The 18,111-nt window shown below is 34.7% G+C and carries 21 protein-coding genes and 1 tRNA gene; 12 read left to right on the top strand and 10 right to left on the bottom strand.

The window, feature by feature from the left end; all coding sequences use genetic code 11:
* Positions 1-142: 142 nt before the first annotated feature.
* Positions 143-1,111: a type I phosphomannose isomerase catalytic subunit gene (locus tag BUB25_RS06425; protein ID WP_072941966.1), complete on the bottom strand. Its 969-nt coding sequence runs from the start codon at positions 1,109-1,111 to the stop codon at positions 143-145.
* A gap of 200 nt (positions 1,112-1,311) precedes the next feature.
* Positions 1,312-2,475 (bottom strand): acyl-CoA dehydrogenase family protein, encoded by a 1,164-nt coding sequence (locus BUB25_RS06420; RefSeq protein ID WP_072941962.1) that lies wholly within the window; start codon positions 2,473-2,475, stop codon positions 1,312-1,314.
* Between the two features lie 276 nt (positions 2,476-2,751).
* Between BUB25_RS06420 and BUB25_RS06415 the strand changes: the two genes are divergently transcribed.
* Positions 2,752-3,534, top strand: coding sequence for an RMD1 family protein (locus BUB25_RS06415; RefSeq protein ID WP_084089436.1), 783 nt, complete (start codon positions 2,752-2,754; stop codon positions 3,532-3,534).
* A 33-nt stretch (positions 3,535-3,567) separates the two neighbouring features.
* Here BUB25_RS06415 and BUB25_RS06410 read toward each other — a convergent pair whose 3' ends face one another.
* A complete protein-coding gene (locus tag BUB25_RS06410) occupies positions 3,568-4,137 on the bottom strand; it encodes a DNA polymerase ligase N-terminal domain-containing protein (RefSeq protein WP_072941959.1) in 570 nt (189 codons plus the stop codon).
* A gap of 206 nt (positions 4,138-4,343) precedes the next feature.
* On the opposite strand from BUB25_RS06410, the gene BUB25_RS06405 reads away from it, so the two are divergent.
* Positions 4,344-5,414 (top strand): DUF3667 domain-containing protein, encoded by a 1,071-nt coding sequence (locus BUB25_RS06405; RefSeq protein WP_072941955.1) that lies wholly within the window; start codon positions 4,344-4,346, stop codon positions 5,412-5,414.
* A 53-nt stretch (positions 5,415-5,467) separates the two neighbouring features.
* On the opposite strand, the gene BUB25_RS06400 is transcribed toward BUB25_RS06405, so the two are convergent.
* A complete protein-coding gene (locus BUB25_RS06400) occupies positions 5,468-5,812 on the bottom strand; it encodes a hypothetical protein (RefSeq protein WP_072941952.1) in 345 nt (114 codons plus the stop codon).
* A 254-nt stretch (positions 5,813-6,066) separates the two neighbouring features.
* Between BUB25_RS06400 and BUB25_RS06395 the strand changes: the two genes are divergently transcribed.
* From BUB25_RS06395 to BUB25_RS06370, 6 genes are all read left to right on the top strand, one after another.
* A complete protein-coding gene (locus BUB25_RS06395) occupies positions 6,067-6,312 on the top strand; it encodes a heavy-metal-associated domain-containing protein (RefSeq protein WP_072941949.1) in 246 nt (81 codons plus the stop codon).
* A 96-nt stretch (positions 6,313-6,408) separates the two neighbouring features.
* Entirely contained in the window at positions 6,409-6,741 is a 333-nt protein-coding gene (locus BUB25_RS06390; protein WP_072941946.1) for an ArsR/SmtB family transcription factor, read from the top strand.
* A gap of 18 nt (positions 6,742-6,759) precedes the next feature.
* Entirely contained in the window at positions 6,760-7,230 is a 471-nt protein-coding gene (locus BUB25_RS06385; protein WP_072941943.1) for a DUF6428 family protein, read from the top strand.
* Between the two features lie 19 nt (positions 7,231-7,249).
* Entirely contained in the window at positions 7,250-7,882 is a 633-nt protein-coding gene (locus BUB25_RS06380; RefSeq protein WP_170860231.1) for an arsenate-mycothiol transferase ArsC, read from the top strand.
* 2 nt (positions 7,883-7,884) lie between these two features.
* Positions 7,885-8,949: an ACR3 family arsenite efflux transporter gene (arsB, locus tag BUB25_RS06375; RefSeq protein WP_072941940.1), complete on the top strand. Its 1,065-nt coding sequence runs from the start codon at positions 7,885-7,887 to the stop codon at positions 8,947-8,949.
* Between the two features lie 101 nt (positions 8,950-9,050).
* Positions 9,051-9,602, top strand: coding sequence for a DUF1697 domain-containing protein (locus BUB25_RS06370; protein ID WP_072941937.1), 552 nt, complete (start codon positions 9,051-9,053; stop codon positions 9,600-9,602).
* A 76-nt stretch (positions 9,603-9,678) separates the two neighbouring features.
* Here BUB25_RS06370 and rocF read toward each other — a convergent pair whose 3' ends face one another.
* Both rocF and rocD read right to left on the bottom strand, forming a co-directional pair.
* The gene (rocF, locus tag BUB25_RS06365; RefSeq protein ID WP_244533808.1) at positions 9,679-10,671 is read right to left on the bottom strand and encodes an arginase; all 993 of its coding nucleotides are present in this window, start codon (positions 10,669-10,671) and stop codon (positions 9,679-9,681) included.
* Entirely contained in the window at positions 10,658-11,908 is a 1,251-nt protein-coding gene (gene rocD / locus BUB25_RS06360; RefSeq protein ID WP_072941934.1) for an ornithine--oxo-acid transaminase, read from the bottom strand. Before rocD ends, rocF begins: the two co-directional genes overlap by 14 nt.
* Positions 11,909-12,113: 205 nt before the next feature.
* Here rocD and BUB25_RS06355 point away from each other — a divergent pair, with 205 nt between their 5' ends.
* From BUB25_RS06355 to BUB25_RS06340, 4 genes are all read left to right on the top strand, one after another.
* A complete protein-coding gene (locus BUB25_RS06355) occupies positions 12,114-12,566 on the top strand; it encodes an Lrp/AsnC family transcriptional regulator (RefSeq protein WP_072941931.1) in 453 nt (150 codons plus the stop codon).
* Between the two features lie 110 nt (positions 12,567-12,676).
* The gene (locus BUB25_RS06350; protein ID WP_072941928.1) at positions 12,677-13,450 is read left to right on the top strand and encodes a dienelactone hydrolase family protein; all 774 of its coding nucleotides are present in this window, start codon (positions 12,677-12,679) and stop codon (positions 13,448-13,450) included.
* 33 nt (positions 13,451-13,483) lie between these two features.
* The gene (locus BUB25_RS06345; protein ID WP_072941924.1) at positions 13,484-14,443 is read left to right on the top strand and encodes a DUF3667 domain-containing protein; all 960 of its coding nucleotides are present in this window, start codon (positions 13,484-13,486) and stop codon (positions 14,441-14,443) included.
* Positions 14,444-14,451: 8 nt separating this feature from the next.
* Positions 14,452-15,477 carry a M28 family metallopeptidase gene (locus BUB25_RS06340; RefSeq protein ID WP_072941921.1) on the top strand — a complete coding sequence of 342 codons (1,026 nt, stop codon included), beginning with the start codon at positions 14,452-14,454 and terminating at the stop codon, positions 15,475-15,477.
* A 142-nt stretch (positions 15,478-15,619) separates the two neighbouring features.
* Here the strand turns inward: BUB25_RS06340 and BUB25_RS06335 are convergent.
* The 4 genes from BUB25_RS06335 to BUB25_RS06320 all read right to left on the bottom strand — a co-directional run bounded on the left by BUB25_RS06335 (position 15,620) and on the right by BUB25_RS06320 (position 18,073).
* Positions 15,620-15,695: transfer RNA gene (locus BUB25_RS06335), tRNA-His, on the bottom strand.
* A 75-nt stretch (positions 15,696-15,770) separates the two neighbouring features.
* Positions 15,771-16,487 carry a bacillithiol biosynthesis deacetylase BshB1 gene (gene bshB1 / locus BUB25_RS06330; RefSeq protein WP_072941919.1) on the bottom strand — a complete coding sequence of 239 codons (717 nt, stop codon included), beginning with the start codon at positions 16,485-16,487 and terminating at the stop codon, positions 15,771-15,773.
* 45 nt (positions 16,488-16,532) lie between these two features.
* Positions 16,533-17,597, bottom strand: coding sequence for a chorismate-binding protein (locus tag BUB25_RS06325; protein WP_072941915.1), 1,065 nt, complete (start codon positions 17,595-17,597; stop codon positions 16,533-16,535).
* 38 nt (positions 17,598-17,635) lie between these two features.
* Positions 17,636-18,073 carry a PaaI family thioesterase gene (locus tag BUB25_RS06320; RefSeq protein WP_072941911.1) on the bottom strand — a complete coding sequence of 146 codons (438 nt, stop codon included), beginning with the start codon at positions 18,071-18,073 and terminating at the stop codon, positions 17,636-17,638.
* Positions 18,074-18,111 lie beyond the last annotated feature (38 nt).

Genomic DNA, 18,111 nt, shown 5'->3' with positions numbered 1-18,111 from the left:
TTTTCGAAGAAGTGTTTTTTTTATGTTAATAAAATACAATAATCTCTGTGATAAATAAATTTTATAATAGCATCACTAAAACACGATTATTCGAAAGTCACGATAAACCATCCTTTACATATAAGTATTTTACCCTTAAAAACTATGAGATGACTACTTCCAAAATTGAAGCCTTACCTTTTAGTAGGTAACTATTCATTGCCGCAGCTAGCAAAACAGTGTCTCCTTTTTTATAATGATATTTAGAACCTTTATATTCAATTTCAAAGTTTCCATCTATACACATATATACGGTAAATGTTTTTCCTTCTTTTTTCACCTCGATTTCACCATCTAATGGAACAAAATTTGTCGTAAAATAAGGGCAATCTACAATAGAATTGGATTGATTTACTACTTTAGTATATTCCTTAAAAGTATCCACTTTATTGTAATTGATAGCATCCAAAGCCAAATCAACGTGCAATTCTCTTGTATTTCCCTGAGCGTCTTTCCTATCAAAATCATAAATACGATAGGTTATATCCGAAGTTTGCTGAATCTCAGCGACAACCATACCAGCTCCAATAGCATGAACTGTTCCTGTTTCCAGAAAGAAAACATCACCTGCTTTTACTTTTACATCATCTAATAATGTCAACAGCGTTTTATTTTTTAAACTTTCGAGATATTCTTTTGCATTCGAATTTTCTTTGAAACCTACAATTATTCGGGCGTCATCGTCTGCTTGCATGATGTACCACATTTCAGTTTTACCAAAAGAATTGTGGCGTTTTTTTGCCAATTCATCATTTGGATGCACCTGTATCGACAAGTCTTCACGAGCATCTAAAAACTTAAAAAGCAAAGGGAATTGCTTTCCAAATCTCGCATAAACTTCTGTTCCTAGAACCTCGTTAGGCCATTGCTCAATAATTTCCGTTAATGATTTTCCTTTCAAATCACCATTTGCAATGATACTCACATCTCCTTCTACGGTTGATAATTCCCAACTCTCACCAGTGATTTTTGATACAATGGGTTTATTGAGTACCGTTTTCAATTTTTCACCGCCCCAAATTCTTTCTTTCAAAATTGGATCAAATTGTAAAGGATAAAATTCCGCTTTCATAATGTTTATATTTTTAATGGTTACTGACTTGTGCGAATCTAACTAATTATCTAAAACAATAAGCATTTTAATTTTTGCTAAATCGTTTTAGCAAATGTATTAAAAAATCATTATCCTTAAAAACATAATATACTACTCAAAATTGCGAAATTGAGATTAGATAGTAAAAATCCAAAACCATTGATCTAAAATTATTCTATTCAATCTTTGAACAGCCTGCGGGAGATGAGTAACTTCATAATCTCGTTTGTCCCAGCATATATTCGAGCGACACGATTGTCGGCATACATTCGGGCAATTGGATAATCCCACATATAACCGTAACCGCCAAACAATTGCAAACATTCGTCGATAACATTGCAACACATATCCGTGGCAGAATACTTAATTATGGAAGCACTTTCTGAAGTTAATTTATGGTCTATCAGCAATTCAATGCAACGATCTAAAAAAGCTTGATGAATTTGTAATTGAGAAGCACATTCTGCCAACTTAAACTGGGTGTTTTGAAAGCCCGCAATAGCTGTTTTGAAAGCAGTACGTTGTTTAGTGTAAGTAATTGTGTTTTCAATGGCTCCTTCGGCACAACCTACCGCATTAATAGCCACGGTGAGCCTTTCACGAGCCAGTTCCTCCATCATGATTTTAAATCCCATCTTTTCATCACCAAGTCGATTCTCTTTAGGAACTTTTACATTATCGAAAAATAATTCAGCAGTATCTTGGGACTTCATCCCAATTTTTTTTAACGGATTCCCTTTAGCAAAACCTTCCATTTCAGCATCAAGAATAAGCAAAGTAATTCCTTCATCTTCGGTTTTTACCTTCGTTTTCACAGCAACAATTACCATATCACACATAAAACCATTGGTTATAAAAGTCTTTTGTCCGTTGACCAAATAGTGATTCCCTTTGTCTTCTGCCGTTGTTAGAATAGCCTGCAAATCACTGCCACAATTAGGCTCAGTCATTCCTATAGCAGTAATAATAGTTCCTTTGGCCATTTGCGGCAAATATTTTTCCTTTTGGAATTCCGTTCCATATTTTAATAAATAAGGAGCAACAATATCAGAATGCAATGAAAATCCTGGTCCATTAATCCCTTTTTTGGCTAATTCTTCAATTAGCAACGCATTGAAGCTGAAATCTAATCCAGCACCGCCATATTTTTCAGGCATATCTAAGCACAATAATCCCAACTCACCCGCTCTTTTCCAAATTTTACGGCTTACCATTCCGTTTTTCTCCCATTCATCAATATGATCCAAAATTTCATTGACAATGAACTCTTGAATCATTTTTTGCATCATCTTATGCTCTTCAGATGCATACATTTTTCGCTCAATTAAAATATCTTGTAGCATAAAATTTGGCTTTTACAGTTTTCAAATTAAGGTTCTTCTAATCCAATAATCTACCTTTCTTTTATTTTATTGTAATGAAAGTAGATAATGAATCATCTGCAATTTACAAGATTTTCCGCATTAAACTATTATTCAACACCTTAACATCGCCATAACTTTATCTATAATATTGCATCTTTTTTTCATAGAATAAATCTTTGCTTAATTTAAAAAACAAAATATAACTCAGAATATATTAATGAAATTTTTCCGTAATTTTATATAAATCATTTGATTATGGAAATTCAAATCGAAGCAATCCAAATTGCTGAATCCTTCAATATCAAAAAATTTCGCGCTGAATTTCGCGCTGAAATCCATTCGGGATCCACCACTGAAGCCTTTTATGCCATCGAGGACAAACAGCGTTATTTATATCTATTTGATTATGGTGTGGTAGTCTTTGCTAATTATGATGCTGTTGCCAAGAGCGAATTCATGCTCTTCATAAAACAGTATGCGACTAATTTTGTCGACTTGGATTTGACTGAAGAATACCGAATTGAAACTGACGAAAAATCACATAAAATTACGGTCAAAAACAATTTCACCACTCTTCCTGCAATAGATTCTTCCATTTTACGAATCGTGATGCTCAATATTGGCCAATCGGTGGCATTAGAATACTATGAGGTATTGACTGATGAACTTATTTCTTCCTCTAAAATGTACATTCAACAACTGGAATTGTCCGGGAAAATAAGTATTTCAAAAACTAATTTACTCAAATACATCGGAAAGGTGCTGAATATAAAAAACAGTATTGTCGACAATTTGTATATTCTTGATGACCCAAATTTAGTTTGGGATAACGAAGAACTTAATGTACTGAATCGTCGTTTAAAGACTAATTTTGACATCAACACTCGTTTCAAAGACTTGGATTATCGACTGCAAATTGTAGAGAACAATTTAACCCTTTTTACTGATGTTTTAAATGTACGTGAAAGCTCTCGCTTAGAATGGATTATCATTATTTTGATTGCCATAGAAATCATAATGGCTTTATTTTCTCATTAAAAAGCCAATTCTGAAAAAAAATCATCTATTTCTTTATAAATCTTCTATAGAAATATCAGAAATCACGGATTTATCTTTTTCCAAAATATTTTCAGCAGCAGCAAATTGATCTTCTTTTTTGATCAAAAGCCAAGCATTTTTCTGTTTGATCTTTAGCTTTACCAGAGCAAATTCTCCTTTTAATTTTTTTCCATTCAAAACAAAACTAAGATGACCATTGTTCAAATTAGATTTAAAAATAGCCGCAACAGCCTCCTTCTTTAGATTTTCGTCCGTTAAAGTATATGTTCCTTGATCCCAAACAATCACTTTACCAGCGCCATAATTTCCTTCTGGAATAACACCTTCAAAATCTTTATAAGCATACGGATGATCTTCCACCATAATCGCCAGTCTTTTATCTGCTGGATTCATCGAAGGCCCTTTGGGTATAGCCCAACTTTTTAGTACGCCATCCATTTCCAAACGAAAATCATAATGCAAATGGGATGCTGCATGTTTTTGAACCACGAAAACCAATTCTGATTTTGATTTCCCTACCTGGCCTTGCGGCTCGCTAGTGGAACTAAAATTGCGCTTTTGGATATATCTATTCAATGACATAATATAAAAATTAGCGTTAAAAGGGAATACAACTATTTCCGTTTCACTTTTATCATCATAATTCTAAATTAATAAAAGCATTAGGTAATTTAAATTATACAAAATCTATCCGTTTTCTTAAAAAATAATAAAATTAACGAAATACTAACTAAATACAGATAAATCTTTAATAATTTTACAATCTTGTATTAATTTTAGTATTGTTCATGTCAAAAGAAAAACTGCGAATAGATAAAACCTGTCTCAACTGTAACTACGTAGTCGACGAACGCTATTGCCCTCATTGTGGACAAGAAAACACCTTGAGTCGTAAAACTTTCCATCACCTATTTATCCATTTTTTTGAAGACTTGACCCATTACGACAATGCATTCTGGAGGACTATTTTTTATTTATTTTTCAAACCTGCCTCTTTAACAAAAGCGTATATGGCCGGAAAACGTTTGTCTTTTCTTGCTCCTATAAGACTTTATATCTTCGTTAGTTTTATCACTTTTTTATTATTATCGTTGTTTTCTAATGAAACTACTCTGGTTAAAAATACTTTGAAAAAAACAAATAAAAATGAGTTAATTATCCCCACTATAGATTCATTACACATTGAAGAAAAAAGTGTAGACGGCTTGACAAAAGTGGGAATACTATCCCAACAAAATAATGATACCATAAAAAAAATATTACAGCAGACGAAAATAATTGACAAAAAAGAGGTAGCTGATTTTGGCTATAAATCGGTCAATGAATTAGATTCTATCCAAAAAAATGCCAACGAAAAATTAAAGGTGAGTTCTACTGAATACTGGTTTCTAAAAAAATGGCTTGCCATAAAAGAAGACAATTCAAACGAACAGATTATTGAAAAATTCACAACATCTTTTTCGCATAATTTACCCAAAGTATTATTCATGTATATGCCCGTTTTTGCCTTCTTATTGTGGCTTTTTCACGATAAAAAAAGATGGTACTATTTTGATCATGGCATTTTTACCCTTCATTATTTTTCATTCTTACTTTTACTCATATTAACTCTGTTTTTTGTGGACAAACTCTTTCCTCTATTAGGCAAAGATCCAATCCTGAAATGGACTCATTTTAGCATAAAATCAATTGGTATCTTTTGGATGATTTATTATTTTTTCCCAGCCCACCGACGCTTCTATGGTGACCAATTCTTTACTTCCCTTTTCAAAAGCGGCTTTATTATTCTAATTAATCTAGTTATTATTAGCCTCCTGATTATTTTATTTGCCCTCTATACTTTTACCAACCTATCTTAGCCTTATTTTGTTATTTGAAAGTCAAAAATCCCCATGCATATGCTCCAAAAAAACTAAATTTTTTCTCCATCATTCTCTTCTAAATCGTTATGATTATCCCCACCAATGCTATAATGATTATTTTCCTCATCCTCGCTACCCACCTGCTCTTGTTCATCGTCTAATTCTGAACCAGGAACGTCTAAATCACCTCCCGAGACATCTTCCTCAAAATCTTTTTCATTCCATTCCCTTTTATTGTTTATTTCAACCGGAATTTTCTTTTTGCTTATATCTTCCGGATTGATATCACTTTCTTTGTGAAACTTATTATAAATGTCTTCACTCGGAGGATACAGTAGCGAATCTGGTACTTTGTTTTTATCGCTTTTTTTTGAATTATCGTCTTTCTTTTCCATTTTAAACAAACTTTAAATTATTGGATTACAACACACTAAGTTAATGATTTTTAAGCAAAAAGCCATTTATTTGTCAATTCAATAGTTTCAAATACCTTTTACCCCGCAAATCTGAATAAAAAACCATCTTACCTAAATTTAAGTAAAAAAAAATCTCAATTCCCTCTTCAATACCATCCTAAATAACTAACTTTAAGATAATTAAACAAAAAAAAAACAAAAAAAAACATTCTATAATCTTAAACAGTAAAACCATGAGCTTATTATCAAAAAATGTCATTCCTGGGAATCATGGCCGAATTTTTGGGACAAACGCCAAGGAAGACCAAGACTTATTAGAGATTAAAAACAAACTGTTAGAATTGGACGGTATTAAAGATGTCGTACTGGACACCGCTATTTTTCCCAGAGAATTTACGGTATATACGACCAAAATAATCTCCATTGATACTATTGAAAAAAGGGTGAAATCAGTTGGTTTTCATGCTATTCCAAAGTAGAATTCAAAAAGAATATGTAAATCAAATTTCAAATAAATATAAAAATTGTGTTATTTTAAATTTTATATCGTAATATTGCAATATAGATATATCGCAATGGGAATTACTAAAACTGCACATTTCACAGATCAACAAAACGAATTGGCCATTCTGGCTAAAGCCATTGGTCATCCGGCGCGAATTGCCATAATTGAACACTTAATAAAAGTGGGCAGTTGCATTTGTGGTGACATTGTAAACGAATTGCCTCTAGCTCAGCCAACGGTTTCACAACATCTGAAAGAGCTTAAAAATGCCGGACTAATCAAAGGAAATTTTGAAGGAAATGCTATTTGTTATTGCCTGAACGAAGAAGGATTTAATAAAATAAGCTCCTTTTTTCAACATTTAAACCACTATTTTGAAAACCAGAAAAAACAATGTTGCTAATTTTTAAAATATAAAAAAATGAAACTATCAGAAATTAAAAAACAGCTCATTACATTAGAAAATGTCGCTTTTATATTACCAAATGGAAGCCCTGTTCCTGAACATTTTCATGTAACCGAAGTAGGCTTGATTACCAAAAACTTCATTGATTGTGGAGGAACAGTAAGAAAAGAAACCGTAGTTAATTTCCAATTATGGGATGCCAATGATTTTGAACACCGTCTAAAACCAAAAAAACTCTTGAATATCATTGAATTATCTGAGAAAGTTCTTGGAATCGAAGAGGCTGAAATTGAAGTAGAATATCAGGCAGAAACCATCGGAAAATATGATTTAGGATTCAACGGCAAAGAATTTCTCTTACTAAACAAACAAACAGCTTGTTTGGCTGAAGACCAATGTGGTATTCCTACAGAAAAAAAGAAATTAAAATTATCCGAAATTGCATCCGCTACAAACAACTGCACTCCTGGAGGTGGTTGCTGCTAATTATAACGTTTTCCTTACTATGATTCCACGCAAAACCATTCTTTTCAAAACAATTGAAAACCAAATCAGCACTTTTGATTTAAAAAATATAACTGAAGAACGCAAAATCATCTTACAACCGCTGATTGATTTTATACAAGAAAAAGTAAGTCATCAACAACAAATAAGACTTAATTTTATTTGCACCCATAATTCTCGAAGAAGTCATTTGTCCCAAATTTGGGCACAAACTGCTGCAGCCTATTTTAAAATAGAAAATCTTTTTTGTTATTCGGGAGGTACAGAAGCTACTGCTTTATTTCCAATGGTTGCCAAAACAGTAGAACAAAGCGGATTTCAAATAAAAAGACTTTCAACAGACAGCAACCCGGTTTATGCTATAAAATACAGCGATAACGAACATCCTATCATTGGTTTTTCTAAAACCTATGATGATGATTTTAATCCCAAATCTGGATTTGCAGCAATTTTAACTTGTTCTCAAGCCGATGGAGACTGTCCGTTTATTACAGGAGCCGAAAAACGAATTTCCATACCTTTTGAAGATCCCAAAATATTTGACAACACAGCCCAACAAGCTGAAAAATACCTTGAACGCAGTATTCAAATTGGAACCGAAATGCTTTATGTTTTCTCCCAAATCAACGCCTAATTATGTCAGCAACTAATTGTACACCCGCAGCAGAAAGAAAAAAATTAGGCTTTCTGGATCGAAATTTAACACTTTGGATATTTCTCGCTATGGCAATTGGGGTCAGCATCGGAAACTTCATTCCTTCTAGTGGCGATTTTATTAATTCCTTTTCGAGTGGAACCACTAATATTCCTCTGGCCATTGGATTGATTTTAATGATGTATCCGCCCTTAGCCAAGGTGAAATATGAGCAAATGGGCGAAGTATTCAAAAACACTAAAGTATTGGGCGCTTCTCTATTCCTGAACTGGATCATAGGTCCTATCCTGATGTTTTTTCTAGCCTTATTTTTTTTAAATGGCTATCCTGAATATATGATTGGCGTCATCCTGATTGGTCTGGCACGTTGCATTGCCATGGTGGTCGTTTGGAATGACCTCGCCGACGGAAACCGGGAATACGCCGCCGGACTTATTGCCCTCAACAGCATTTTTCAGGTATTGTTGTATAGCGTCTATGCTTATATTTTCATTAGTATTCTTCCTCCATATTTTGGTTATACTGGTTTCGACGTCAACATCAGTATCGCTCAAATTGCAGAAAGTGTGGGAATCTATCTGGGAATTCCTTTTGCACTAGGAATTATCAGTCGTTATGGCTTAATCCATTTGAAAGGAACCGAATGGTTTGAAACCAAATATATTCCATTTATTTCGCCCATAACCTTAATAGCTTTACTATTTACAATTGTGGTTATGTTCAGTTTAAAAGGAGAATTAATCGTACAAATCCCAATGGATGTAGTGCGCATCGCCATTCCGTTAGTGATTTATTTTACACTGATGTTCATCATTAGTTTTTTTACCGGAAAATATTTTGGTGCCGATTATTCTAAAAGTACCGCCATTGCTTTCACGGCGACCGGAAACAACTTTGAACTGGCTATTGCCGTTGCCATAGGCGTATTTGGCATCAACAGCGGACAGGCTTTTGCCGGTGTCATTGGTCCATTAGTAGAAGTTCCGGCATTAATCGCTTTAGTGAATGTCGCTTTTTGGTTTCGAAAAAAATACTTCTCCGCTTAAGATTCTATTTCCATAAAAGCAAAATATTCCCAAATGTTTCTTCGCTATATTTGTCCCGACAAATTACGTCGTAGCATATCTCACAAAAGCATTCTAAATATATGAAAACACATCTTGCCCTTCTTCGAGGCATCAACGTTTCCGGACACAATATGATCAAAATGGATGCTTTGCAAAAAGCATTAGAAAAAAGCGGTTATGAGGACGTCAGAACCTACATTCAAAGCGGAAATGTTTTTGTAAACACCGCCGAAGAGAATGCCGCCGCCGTAGGATTCCATATCAAGCAGGAAATTTTTAAAGTTTTCGGGCATGATGTTCCGGTTGTGGTCATTGCCAAAGAAGATTTGTTGGCCTGTTTTCAAAACAATCCTTTTTTGAAAGAATCTGAAGTCGATACTAAAAAACTTTATGTCGCTTTTATCTCGACTATCTTAAATGATCAGAGCATTCATGATCTCAAGATGAGTTCCGTAAAACCTGATGAAGTTTATATTGATTCCAGCCGAATTTTTATAAAATATGCCGTTTCTGCAGGAAAAACCAGGTTAGACCAAAAATATATTGAAAAAAAACTCAATGTTACCGCCACAATACGAAATTGGAATACTGTGACTAATTTATTGAAAATGTACGAAGAATCAGAACAATAACAATCACTAACTCAAAACGTAAAAACCCAAAATCTAATGCCAGATTTTGGGTTTTTCATTGGAATAACAACAATAGTTATAACTCTTCTAAAGGTAAAATTATTGAAGGTGTTATTTGTTCTAAAACTTCAAAAGCAGTTTCGGCCATCTTGTTTCCTTTGGTATCCAAAAGAGGATTTATTTCAACAAATTCAATACAAACCACCTTTTTACTTCCGATAATCCGATTGATGATCTCAATTATTTCATATTGATCAAATCCTTTTGGCACCGGTGTTCCGGTTCCATAAGAAATCATATCACAATCCATGGAATCCACATCAAATGAAATGTAAATCATATCACAATGGTGCAATTTTACCAAAGCTTCCTCAACACAAGTTTTGAGACCACGATAACGAATTTCTTCAACCTTATAATTTTTAATTTCGAGTCTTTCAATTTGCCTGTCCTCAGCCGCTTCAGTATCTCGAACGCCAAAATAAATTAGATTTTCAGGAGACACTTTAGCACCAGGAAAACCAATGTTTTTCAATTCCTCCCAATGCTGCTTGGTTTCAGGAATAATTTTATTGACTTGACAATCCAAATTATCTTCCCCTAAAGCCGCAGCCAGAGGCATTCCATGAATATTTCCAGAAGGCGAAGTATAAGGCGAATGCAAATCAGCATGGGCATCAATCCATACCACTCCGAGTCTTTTATCAGGATAAACTGCTTTGATACCACTAATAGTTCCCAAAGCCGAAGAATGATCACCGGACAAAACGATTGGAAAAAAATTCTCTTTTAGATTGTTCCTCACACTATAACAAACGCGGGTACATTGCTCCAAAACATGTTCGATTCTTTTAGCAAATGCATTTCGGTTTTTGTCGTATATCGACTCATTATGCGATTTTACATCATCAAACTCAAATTGATTAAAGTAATCACTGTCTTTGTTGATTGCTGCAATTTCGATAGCATCAACTCCTAAATCAGAACCTCTTGTTCCCGCTCCTATATCTGACCGGTTTTTTATCAACTTAATAAATCGTTCCATGCTTTTGCTATTATTTGAAATCATTTAATGCTTTTTCTATAATGGCAAGACAATCTTGGATTTGTGCTTCGGTGATAACTAATGGCGGAGCCAGTCTTATTTTATTACCATGGGTTGGTTTTGCCAATAAGCCGTAATCTCTAAATTTCAAACAAATTTCCCAGGCTAAATCAGACTCTTCGTCACAGTCAATCACAATCGCATTAAGCAAACCTTTTCCTCTCACCAAAGAAATCAATGGATTTCTCGAGGCAATTTCGTTCAAGCCTTTTCTTAAAACAACTCCTAAACGTTCGGCATTTTCGGCTAATTTTTCGTCTTTCACTACCTCAAGAGCAGCCATTGCAACCGCAGCAGCTATAGGATTTCCTCCAAAAGTAGATCCGTGTTGTCCCGGCTTGATCACATCCATAATTCCATTATTGGCCAAAACTGCCGAAACTGGATATACGCCTCCAGAAATCGCTTTTCCTAAAATTAAAATATCCGCTTGCACATTTTCATGATTCACCGCCAATAATTTTCCGGTACGTGCAATTCCCGTTTGCACCTCATCGGCTATAAACAATACGTTATGAGCTTCACAAAGTGCTTTGGCTTTCGCCAAATAGCCTTCGCTGGGAACATAAACTCCGGCTTCTCCTTGAATTGGTTCCACTAAAAAACCAGCAATATTCGGATTTGACTTTAAAACATTTTCTAAAGCCTCTGTGTTGTCATAAGGAATTTTGATAAATCCTGAGGTAAAAGGACCAAAACTCTTGCGCGCAGCTTCATCATTTGAAAACGAGATAATCGTTGTGGTTCTTCCATGAAAATTATTTTCACAGACAATAATTTCTGCCTGATTCTCCGGAATTCCTTTTACTTCATAGGCCCATTTTCTACACAACTTCAAAGCTGTTTCAACCGCTTCGGCTCCGGTATTCATAGGTAATACTTTATCGAAACCAAAATACTTAGTTACATATTCCTCATAAACCCCAAGTTGGTCATTATAAAATGCACGAGAAGTCAACGTCAGTGTTTGCGCTTGTTTTACCATTGCTCCAACAATTTTTGGATGACAATGTCCTTGATTTACGGCAGAATAAGCAGATAAGAAATCATAATATTTTTTTCCGTCTACATCCCAAACAAATACGCCTTCTCCTTTATCAAGCACCACAGGTAAGGGATGATAATTATGTGCGCCATACTTATTCTCTTTTTCTATTAACACTTCAGACTTAGAAGAAAGTGTTGCGTGTGTTTGTTTCATGATATATTCTTTTAAAAAAATTGAACACAAAAATAACAATATTTTTTTATTTTACAATAAAAACAAGTATTTTTGACTTGTTTATCGTTTTTAAAAAGTTAAATTTACTAATTAAAAGAAATTAATAAGTCATTTTACTGTATAAGTTGATGCCGTAAAAAAATACATTAAACCTATAAAATTACAACTATTTAAAACAATTATCATGGATACATTAGATGAATTCGATACTAAAATTATCAAAGAGTTGGAAAAAGATGGACGTATGGCTTTTTCTGCCATTGCCAATAATTTAAAAATTTCGAATACTATGGTACATCAACGTATCAATCGCTTAATTGAGCAAGGGATAATTACAGGAATCAAACCCATTATAGACGAAAAAAAAATAGGATACGACTGGGGCGCCTTTACTGGACTGACATTAAATAAAGACGCTGATTCAAGCAGAATCATCGAAGAATTAAAAAAAATTCCTGAAATAACCGAGTGCTATTACGTGACAGGCTCTTTTACGCTATACATCAAAATGATTGCCCAAAATCATGAGCACATGAGAAAACTGCTATACGAAAAGATTGATAATATTCCCGGAATTGCAAAAACAGATTCGATGATCGAATTAGGCTGTGCCTTCAAAAGGAACATCTCATTGTAATCTCAAAATTTTTACCTTTCATAAAAGCTCAAACAAGCCAATAATATATTACAGTTCATAAGGTTAAATATTTATATATAATTCAGATATTTGTATAAAAACACAATATTATGAAAAATTATATCTCTTTAATTTTAGGACTTTTTTTATTTTCAAATGGAACATTTGCCCAACTAAAAGCGGTAAAATACAAAGACGGAAATCAGATTTTGAATGGATTTAAAATTCTGCCATCTAAAAAAAAGAATGCTAATCCAGGAATTCTAATCCTTCCCGCCTGGAAAGGAATTGATAAAGTCTCTAAAGATATTGCAACCGACTTAGCCCATCTGGGTTACCATGCCTTTATTGCCGATATATATGGCGAAGGTAATTATCCAAAAAATAATTCTGAAGCAGGTCAAAAAGCAGGCTATTACAAAACCAACTACAAAGATTATCAAAACAGGATTACTCTAGCCTTAAAACAATTGATCACAGCTGGCGCAGATCCAGACAATATTGTAGTGATTGGTTATTGTTTTGGTGGCACAGGCGCACTTGAAGCCGCTCGCGGACATCTTAACGTAAAAGGAGTAGTTTCCTTTCACGGCGGACTCGCCAGAGATGCCTCAAGACCCATTGAACCAATCACTGCTAAAGTTTTAGTTTGTCACGGTGCCGATGATCCTTATGAATCCAAAGAAGAAATCGCAGCTTTTCAGCAAGAAATGCGCGATACAAAAGCCGACTGGCAAATGATTTATTATGCCAATGCGGTGCACTCTTTTACCAATCCGGAATCAGGAAATGACAACTCCAAAGGCGCCGCTTATAATCCAACAGCCGCCAAACGAGCATTTGAACATTTAAAACTTTTTTTGAATGAAGTCTTAAGAAAGTAATCATCACTCTTTACTGATTCAAAACCTTAATCTATGAGCAAAAGTCCTTTAAGAAAAGACAAAACCTGCTTGAATTGCAGATATGTAGTAGAAAATCGATTCTGTTCTAATTGTGGACAAGAAAATACAGATACCCGAAAAACTTTCTACCATTTGTTCATTCATTTCATAGAAGATTTGACGCATTATGAGAATGCTTTTTGGAAAACCATAAAAAATCTTTTGTTCAAGCCCTCAGCATTGACAAAAGAATATCTTTCCGGAAAACGACTTTCCTATCTTGCTCCTGTACGTCTCTATATTTTCATCAGTTTTATTACTTTTTTCTTAATTACCGTTTTTCCAAATAAAGATTCAGAGCTATTGAAAATACAAGAAACAAAAGCCCCTACAAATACAAAACAGGAAACTAAGGAAGAGCAAGAGTTATTCAACTTTGGTTATGCTTCTGTAAAAGAATTGGACTCGATCCAAAAAAATGCACCCGAATCTAAAAAACTGTCCGATTTTAATTATTGGATCAATAAAAAAATTCAGACTATTAGGGAGCACAATACAAACAAAGAAATCTTAGAAAAATTTGTTGAATCATTTCTTCACAACCTACCCAAGGTTTTATTTGTATTCATGCCTTTCTTTGCCTTTTTTCTATGGCTTTTCCACAATAAGAAACGATGGTACTATTTTGATCACGGAATCTTCACCTTGCATTATTTTTCGTTTTTACTATTACTGTTTTTAATACTGTTTTTGACCAATAAATTCCTGTCCTCATTTGAAAAATCAGGTCTAATCAGTTTCATTCTTGGATTATTTAATTTCATTGGATTTAGTTGGATGGTTTATTATTTTTTCCCGGCGCATCATCGTTTTTACGGTGAAACACGATTTGTTTCATTCCTAAAAAGCAGCCTACTTTTTATCATCAACTTCATCATAGTTCTCCTAATTATTACCATATTTGCCGTGTATACCTTTATCAATTTAAAATAAACCCAATAATGAAAAAAATCTTATCTCTTTTTGTGATAGCCGTTACATTCTCTTGTGCTAGCTCAAAAATTACTACAACTGATACTACATCTGCAGTTTCAGATCCTACAAAATACATGAACACCATTACTGCAGAGGAATTAAAAACACACCTTTATATCGTAGCTTCAGATGAAATGGAAGGCAGAGAAACAGGCTCTCCAGGTCAAAAAAAAGCCGGTCAATACCTCATTAGCCAATATCAAAAAAACGGAATCCCTTTCCCAAAAGGAGCAACAAACTTCTACCAACCTATTCCGGCGGCTTACTTGAATGCCAAGCGCAATGAAAACCTAGCCGATTCTGAAAATATTTGGGCTTACATTGAAGGTTCCGAAAAGCCAAATGAAATCATTGTAATCTCAGCACATTACGACCATGTGGGAGTTCATGACGGAGAAATCTATAACGGAGCCGATGATGATGGATCAGGTACTGTAGCCTTACTTGAAATTGCCGAAGCATTTGAAATCGCTAAAAAACAAGGACACGGCCCTAAACGTTCAATCTTATTTCTTCATGTAACCGGGGAAGAACACGGTTTGCATGGCTCCCGTTTTTATTCTGAAAATCCATTATTTCCGTTGGCAAATACCATCACCGACATCAATATCGACATGATAGGCCGTCGCGATGAAGCGCATGCCGACTCAAATAATTATGTATACCTGATAGGTGCTGATCGTCTTTCTTCAGATTTAGACAACATCTGCACTACCGTAAACGAAAAATACACCAATCTAAAATTAGATTATAAATACAATGATCCAATGGATCCAAATCGTTTTTACGAACGTTCTGACCATTACAATTTTGCGAAACATGGTATTCCGTCCGTATTTCTTTTTAATGGCGTCCATGCAGATTACCACAAAAAAACCGATACTCCTGATAAAATTGAATATGACGCCCTAACTAAAAGAGCTCAATTTGCATTTGTAACAGCTTGGGAACTGGCTAATAGAGAAAATCGTCCTATAGTCGATAAAAAATAGTTTTTAAAGTATACAAAAAGAGCCTTGAAATAATTCAAAGCTCTTTTTTATTTTAAAACATTTATGAATCCACTTTACTCAAAAAAATATAAACTTTATTCCACAAAAAAAGCCTTGAATTTCTTCAAGGCTTTTGCTTTCTGGGTGGAAGACGGGGCTCGAACCCGCGACCCTCGGTACCACAAACCGATGCTCTAACCAACTGAGCTACAACCACCATGTTGCTTAGCGGTGGCAAAGATACAACATAAGTTTACTTTTGCAAATATTTTTTTCAAAAAAAATCAATAAAATTACAACAAATCCCCTAAACTATTGACTGCCAAATACCTTTCAACCGTAAAACCTTCAGCATGTTCTACCCCCACAAGCCTTCCTAAATCCCTTGATCTATAATTTAAACTTTCCAAGAAGTTTTTGGAGCTTATTGGAGATTCCGGCTCCTTAGAAGTAGCGCTATAAAATTGCGAGCCATAAGCTAAAATAGCTTCAATTTTTTTATCGGTAAAACCGGTTATGTCAACCACAAAATCCGGTTTTATATCTTTCCATTGGATATAATGATAAACCAATTTAGGTCTCCAGGATTCTTGTTCTTTTCCATCGAGTGCCGTTGCTATTTTCATCAATCCTGACAAGAAACAAGCATCCGAAACCAATTTACTCCCTTTTCCGTGATCAATATGACGGTCGTCAATAGCATTACACAAAACAATTTCGGGTTTGTATTTGCGTATCATTTTGATTATTTCCAACTGATGTTTTTCATCATTAACAAAAAAACCATCGCGCATACCCAAATTTTCACGAACTGAAACCCCCAAGATTTCAGCAGCTGCATTCGCTTCCTGATCTCTAATTTCAGCAGAACCTCTGGTTCCTAATTCTCCACGTGTTAAATCGACAATTCCTACGGTTTTCCCTAATGAGATCTCTTTTAAAATGGTTCCCGCACAACCCAATTCCACATCATCGGGATGAGCACCAAAAGCCAATATATCCAGTTTCATTTTACAATTCTTTATTACTTATTGCTATTATTACTCTTCTTTCTTCTACAAAACCCTTTTCATTGTCATCGCTTTATTGCGGCTTTCCTCCCACTCTTTCTCGGGAACGCTATCTTTGGTTATTCCGCATCCCATATACAGATGCACTTCCTTGTCTTTGATTTGCATGCATCGCAAATTGACAAACAAATCGGTTTTCGTTTTTTCTTTATTAGTAGACTCACAATTCAATTCCCCAAAAAAACCTGTGTAATATTGCCTTTCGTAGCCTTCGTTTTTCAAAATAAAATCTTTGGCTACTGCCTTAGGCAATCCACAAACTGCCGGCGTAGGATGTAAAACAGAAACCACTTCTTTCAAATTGGAATCCTCATTTATAATTCCTTCAATATCAGTTTTAATATGCAAAATATTGCCCGCTTTTAAAGTATAAGGACTTGACACCGCCACTTCTGAGGTTACGTCTTTTATTGAGTCCAAAATATAATCAGTCACGTGCTGCTGCTCTTCCTTCTCTTTTTCTCCCCAACTGACGTTTAATAAATTCTTATTAAAAGTTTGTGTTCCTGCCAAAGCCATCGTGTAAAACTTATTCTGCTTGGCTTTAAGCAATCGTTCCGGCGTAGCTCCCATCCACAAACCAATCTTTGGATGAAACCAGCAGTAAACATAAGCCGTAGGATAGGCGCGTACTAATTTTTCAAAAACAGTAACCAAATCAAAGCTAGGAACCGAAAGGATTTCTTCTCTTGACAAAACAACCTTTTTAAATAGGCCTTTCTCTATCGCTTCAATTCCCTTTTGAACCAATGCCTCAAAATCTTCTTTTGCCTGATCGTTTTCAACAGACGGAAAATAAAAAGAATCTTTTTCCTCAAATGTATCAAGTTCAGTAACCCACTTTACAGATTCCTTCCTGGGAATCAAAATCATCTGATTGCCATCAAAAGGAGCAAAAACAAACCCTATTTCATTGAAATCCTCTGCAAAATACAAATGATCGTTCTTTTGAAAAAAACCAATTAACTTTTTTTTATTTGGTTTGCTGTAAATCACAAAAGGTAAGTTTTGTGCTAGCTGCTGCTTTACTTTTATAAAAAAATCAATCATATTTAGCTGGTATTTAAAATCTGAATTTCAATAAAAATCTATGCTTCTTGCTTTTTTCTTTTCGGCAAAACCATATTGGTCAGCTTACAAAGAGAAATCAAATTCTCATTTTCATCCGTAATGCGTATTTCCCAAAGATGAATACTGCTGCCCTGATGAATGATTCTGGCTGTTGCAGTCACCACCCCGTTGCGTTTTGCTTTCAAATGATTGGCCGAAATCTCGATTCCGCGCACTTCGCTAAGCTCCGGATTAATGAACAAAAAAGAAGCCGCGCTCCCTACACTTTCTGCCAAAGCCACTGAAGCTCCGCCGTGCAACAATCCCATAGGCTGGTGAACAGTTGCATTAACAGGCATTTTGGCCACCAGAAATCCCTCTCCGGCATCAATATATTCAATATTTAAGGTATCCATCAAAGTGTTTTTTGAAATACGATTACAGTATTCCAGTATTTTTTCTCTATCAAATGTCATGGCTTATATTTTAATCGATTGTAAAAATAAATAAAAGA

Origin of the sequence: Flavobacterium granuli (assembly GCF_900129705.1) — a bacterium.
In the GTDB taxonomy this organism is placed as follows: Bacteria; Bacteroidota; Bacteroidia; order Flavobacteriales; family Flavobacteriaceae; genus Flavobacterium; species Flavobacterium granuli.
The sequence above is the reverse complement of the archived record's forward strand: the minus strand, read 5'-3'. Positions and strand labels throughout refer to the sequence as shown.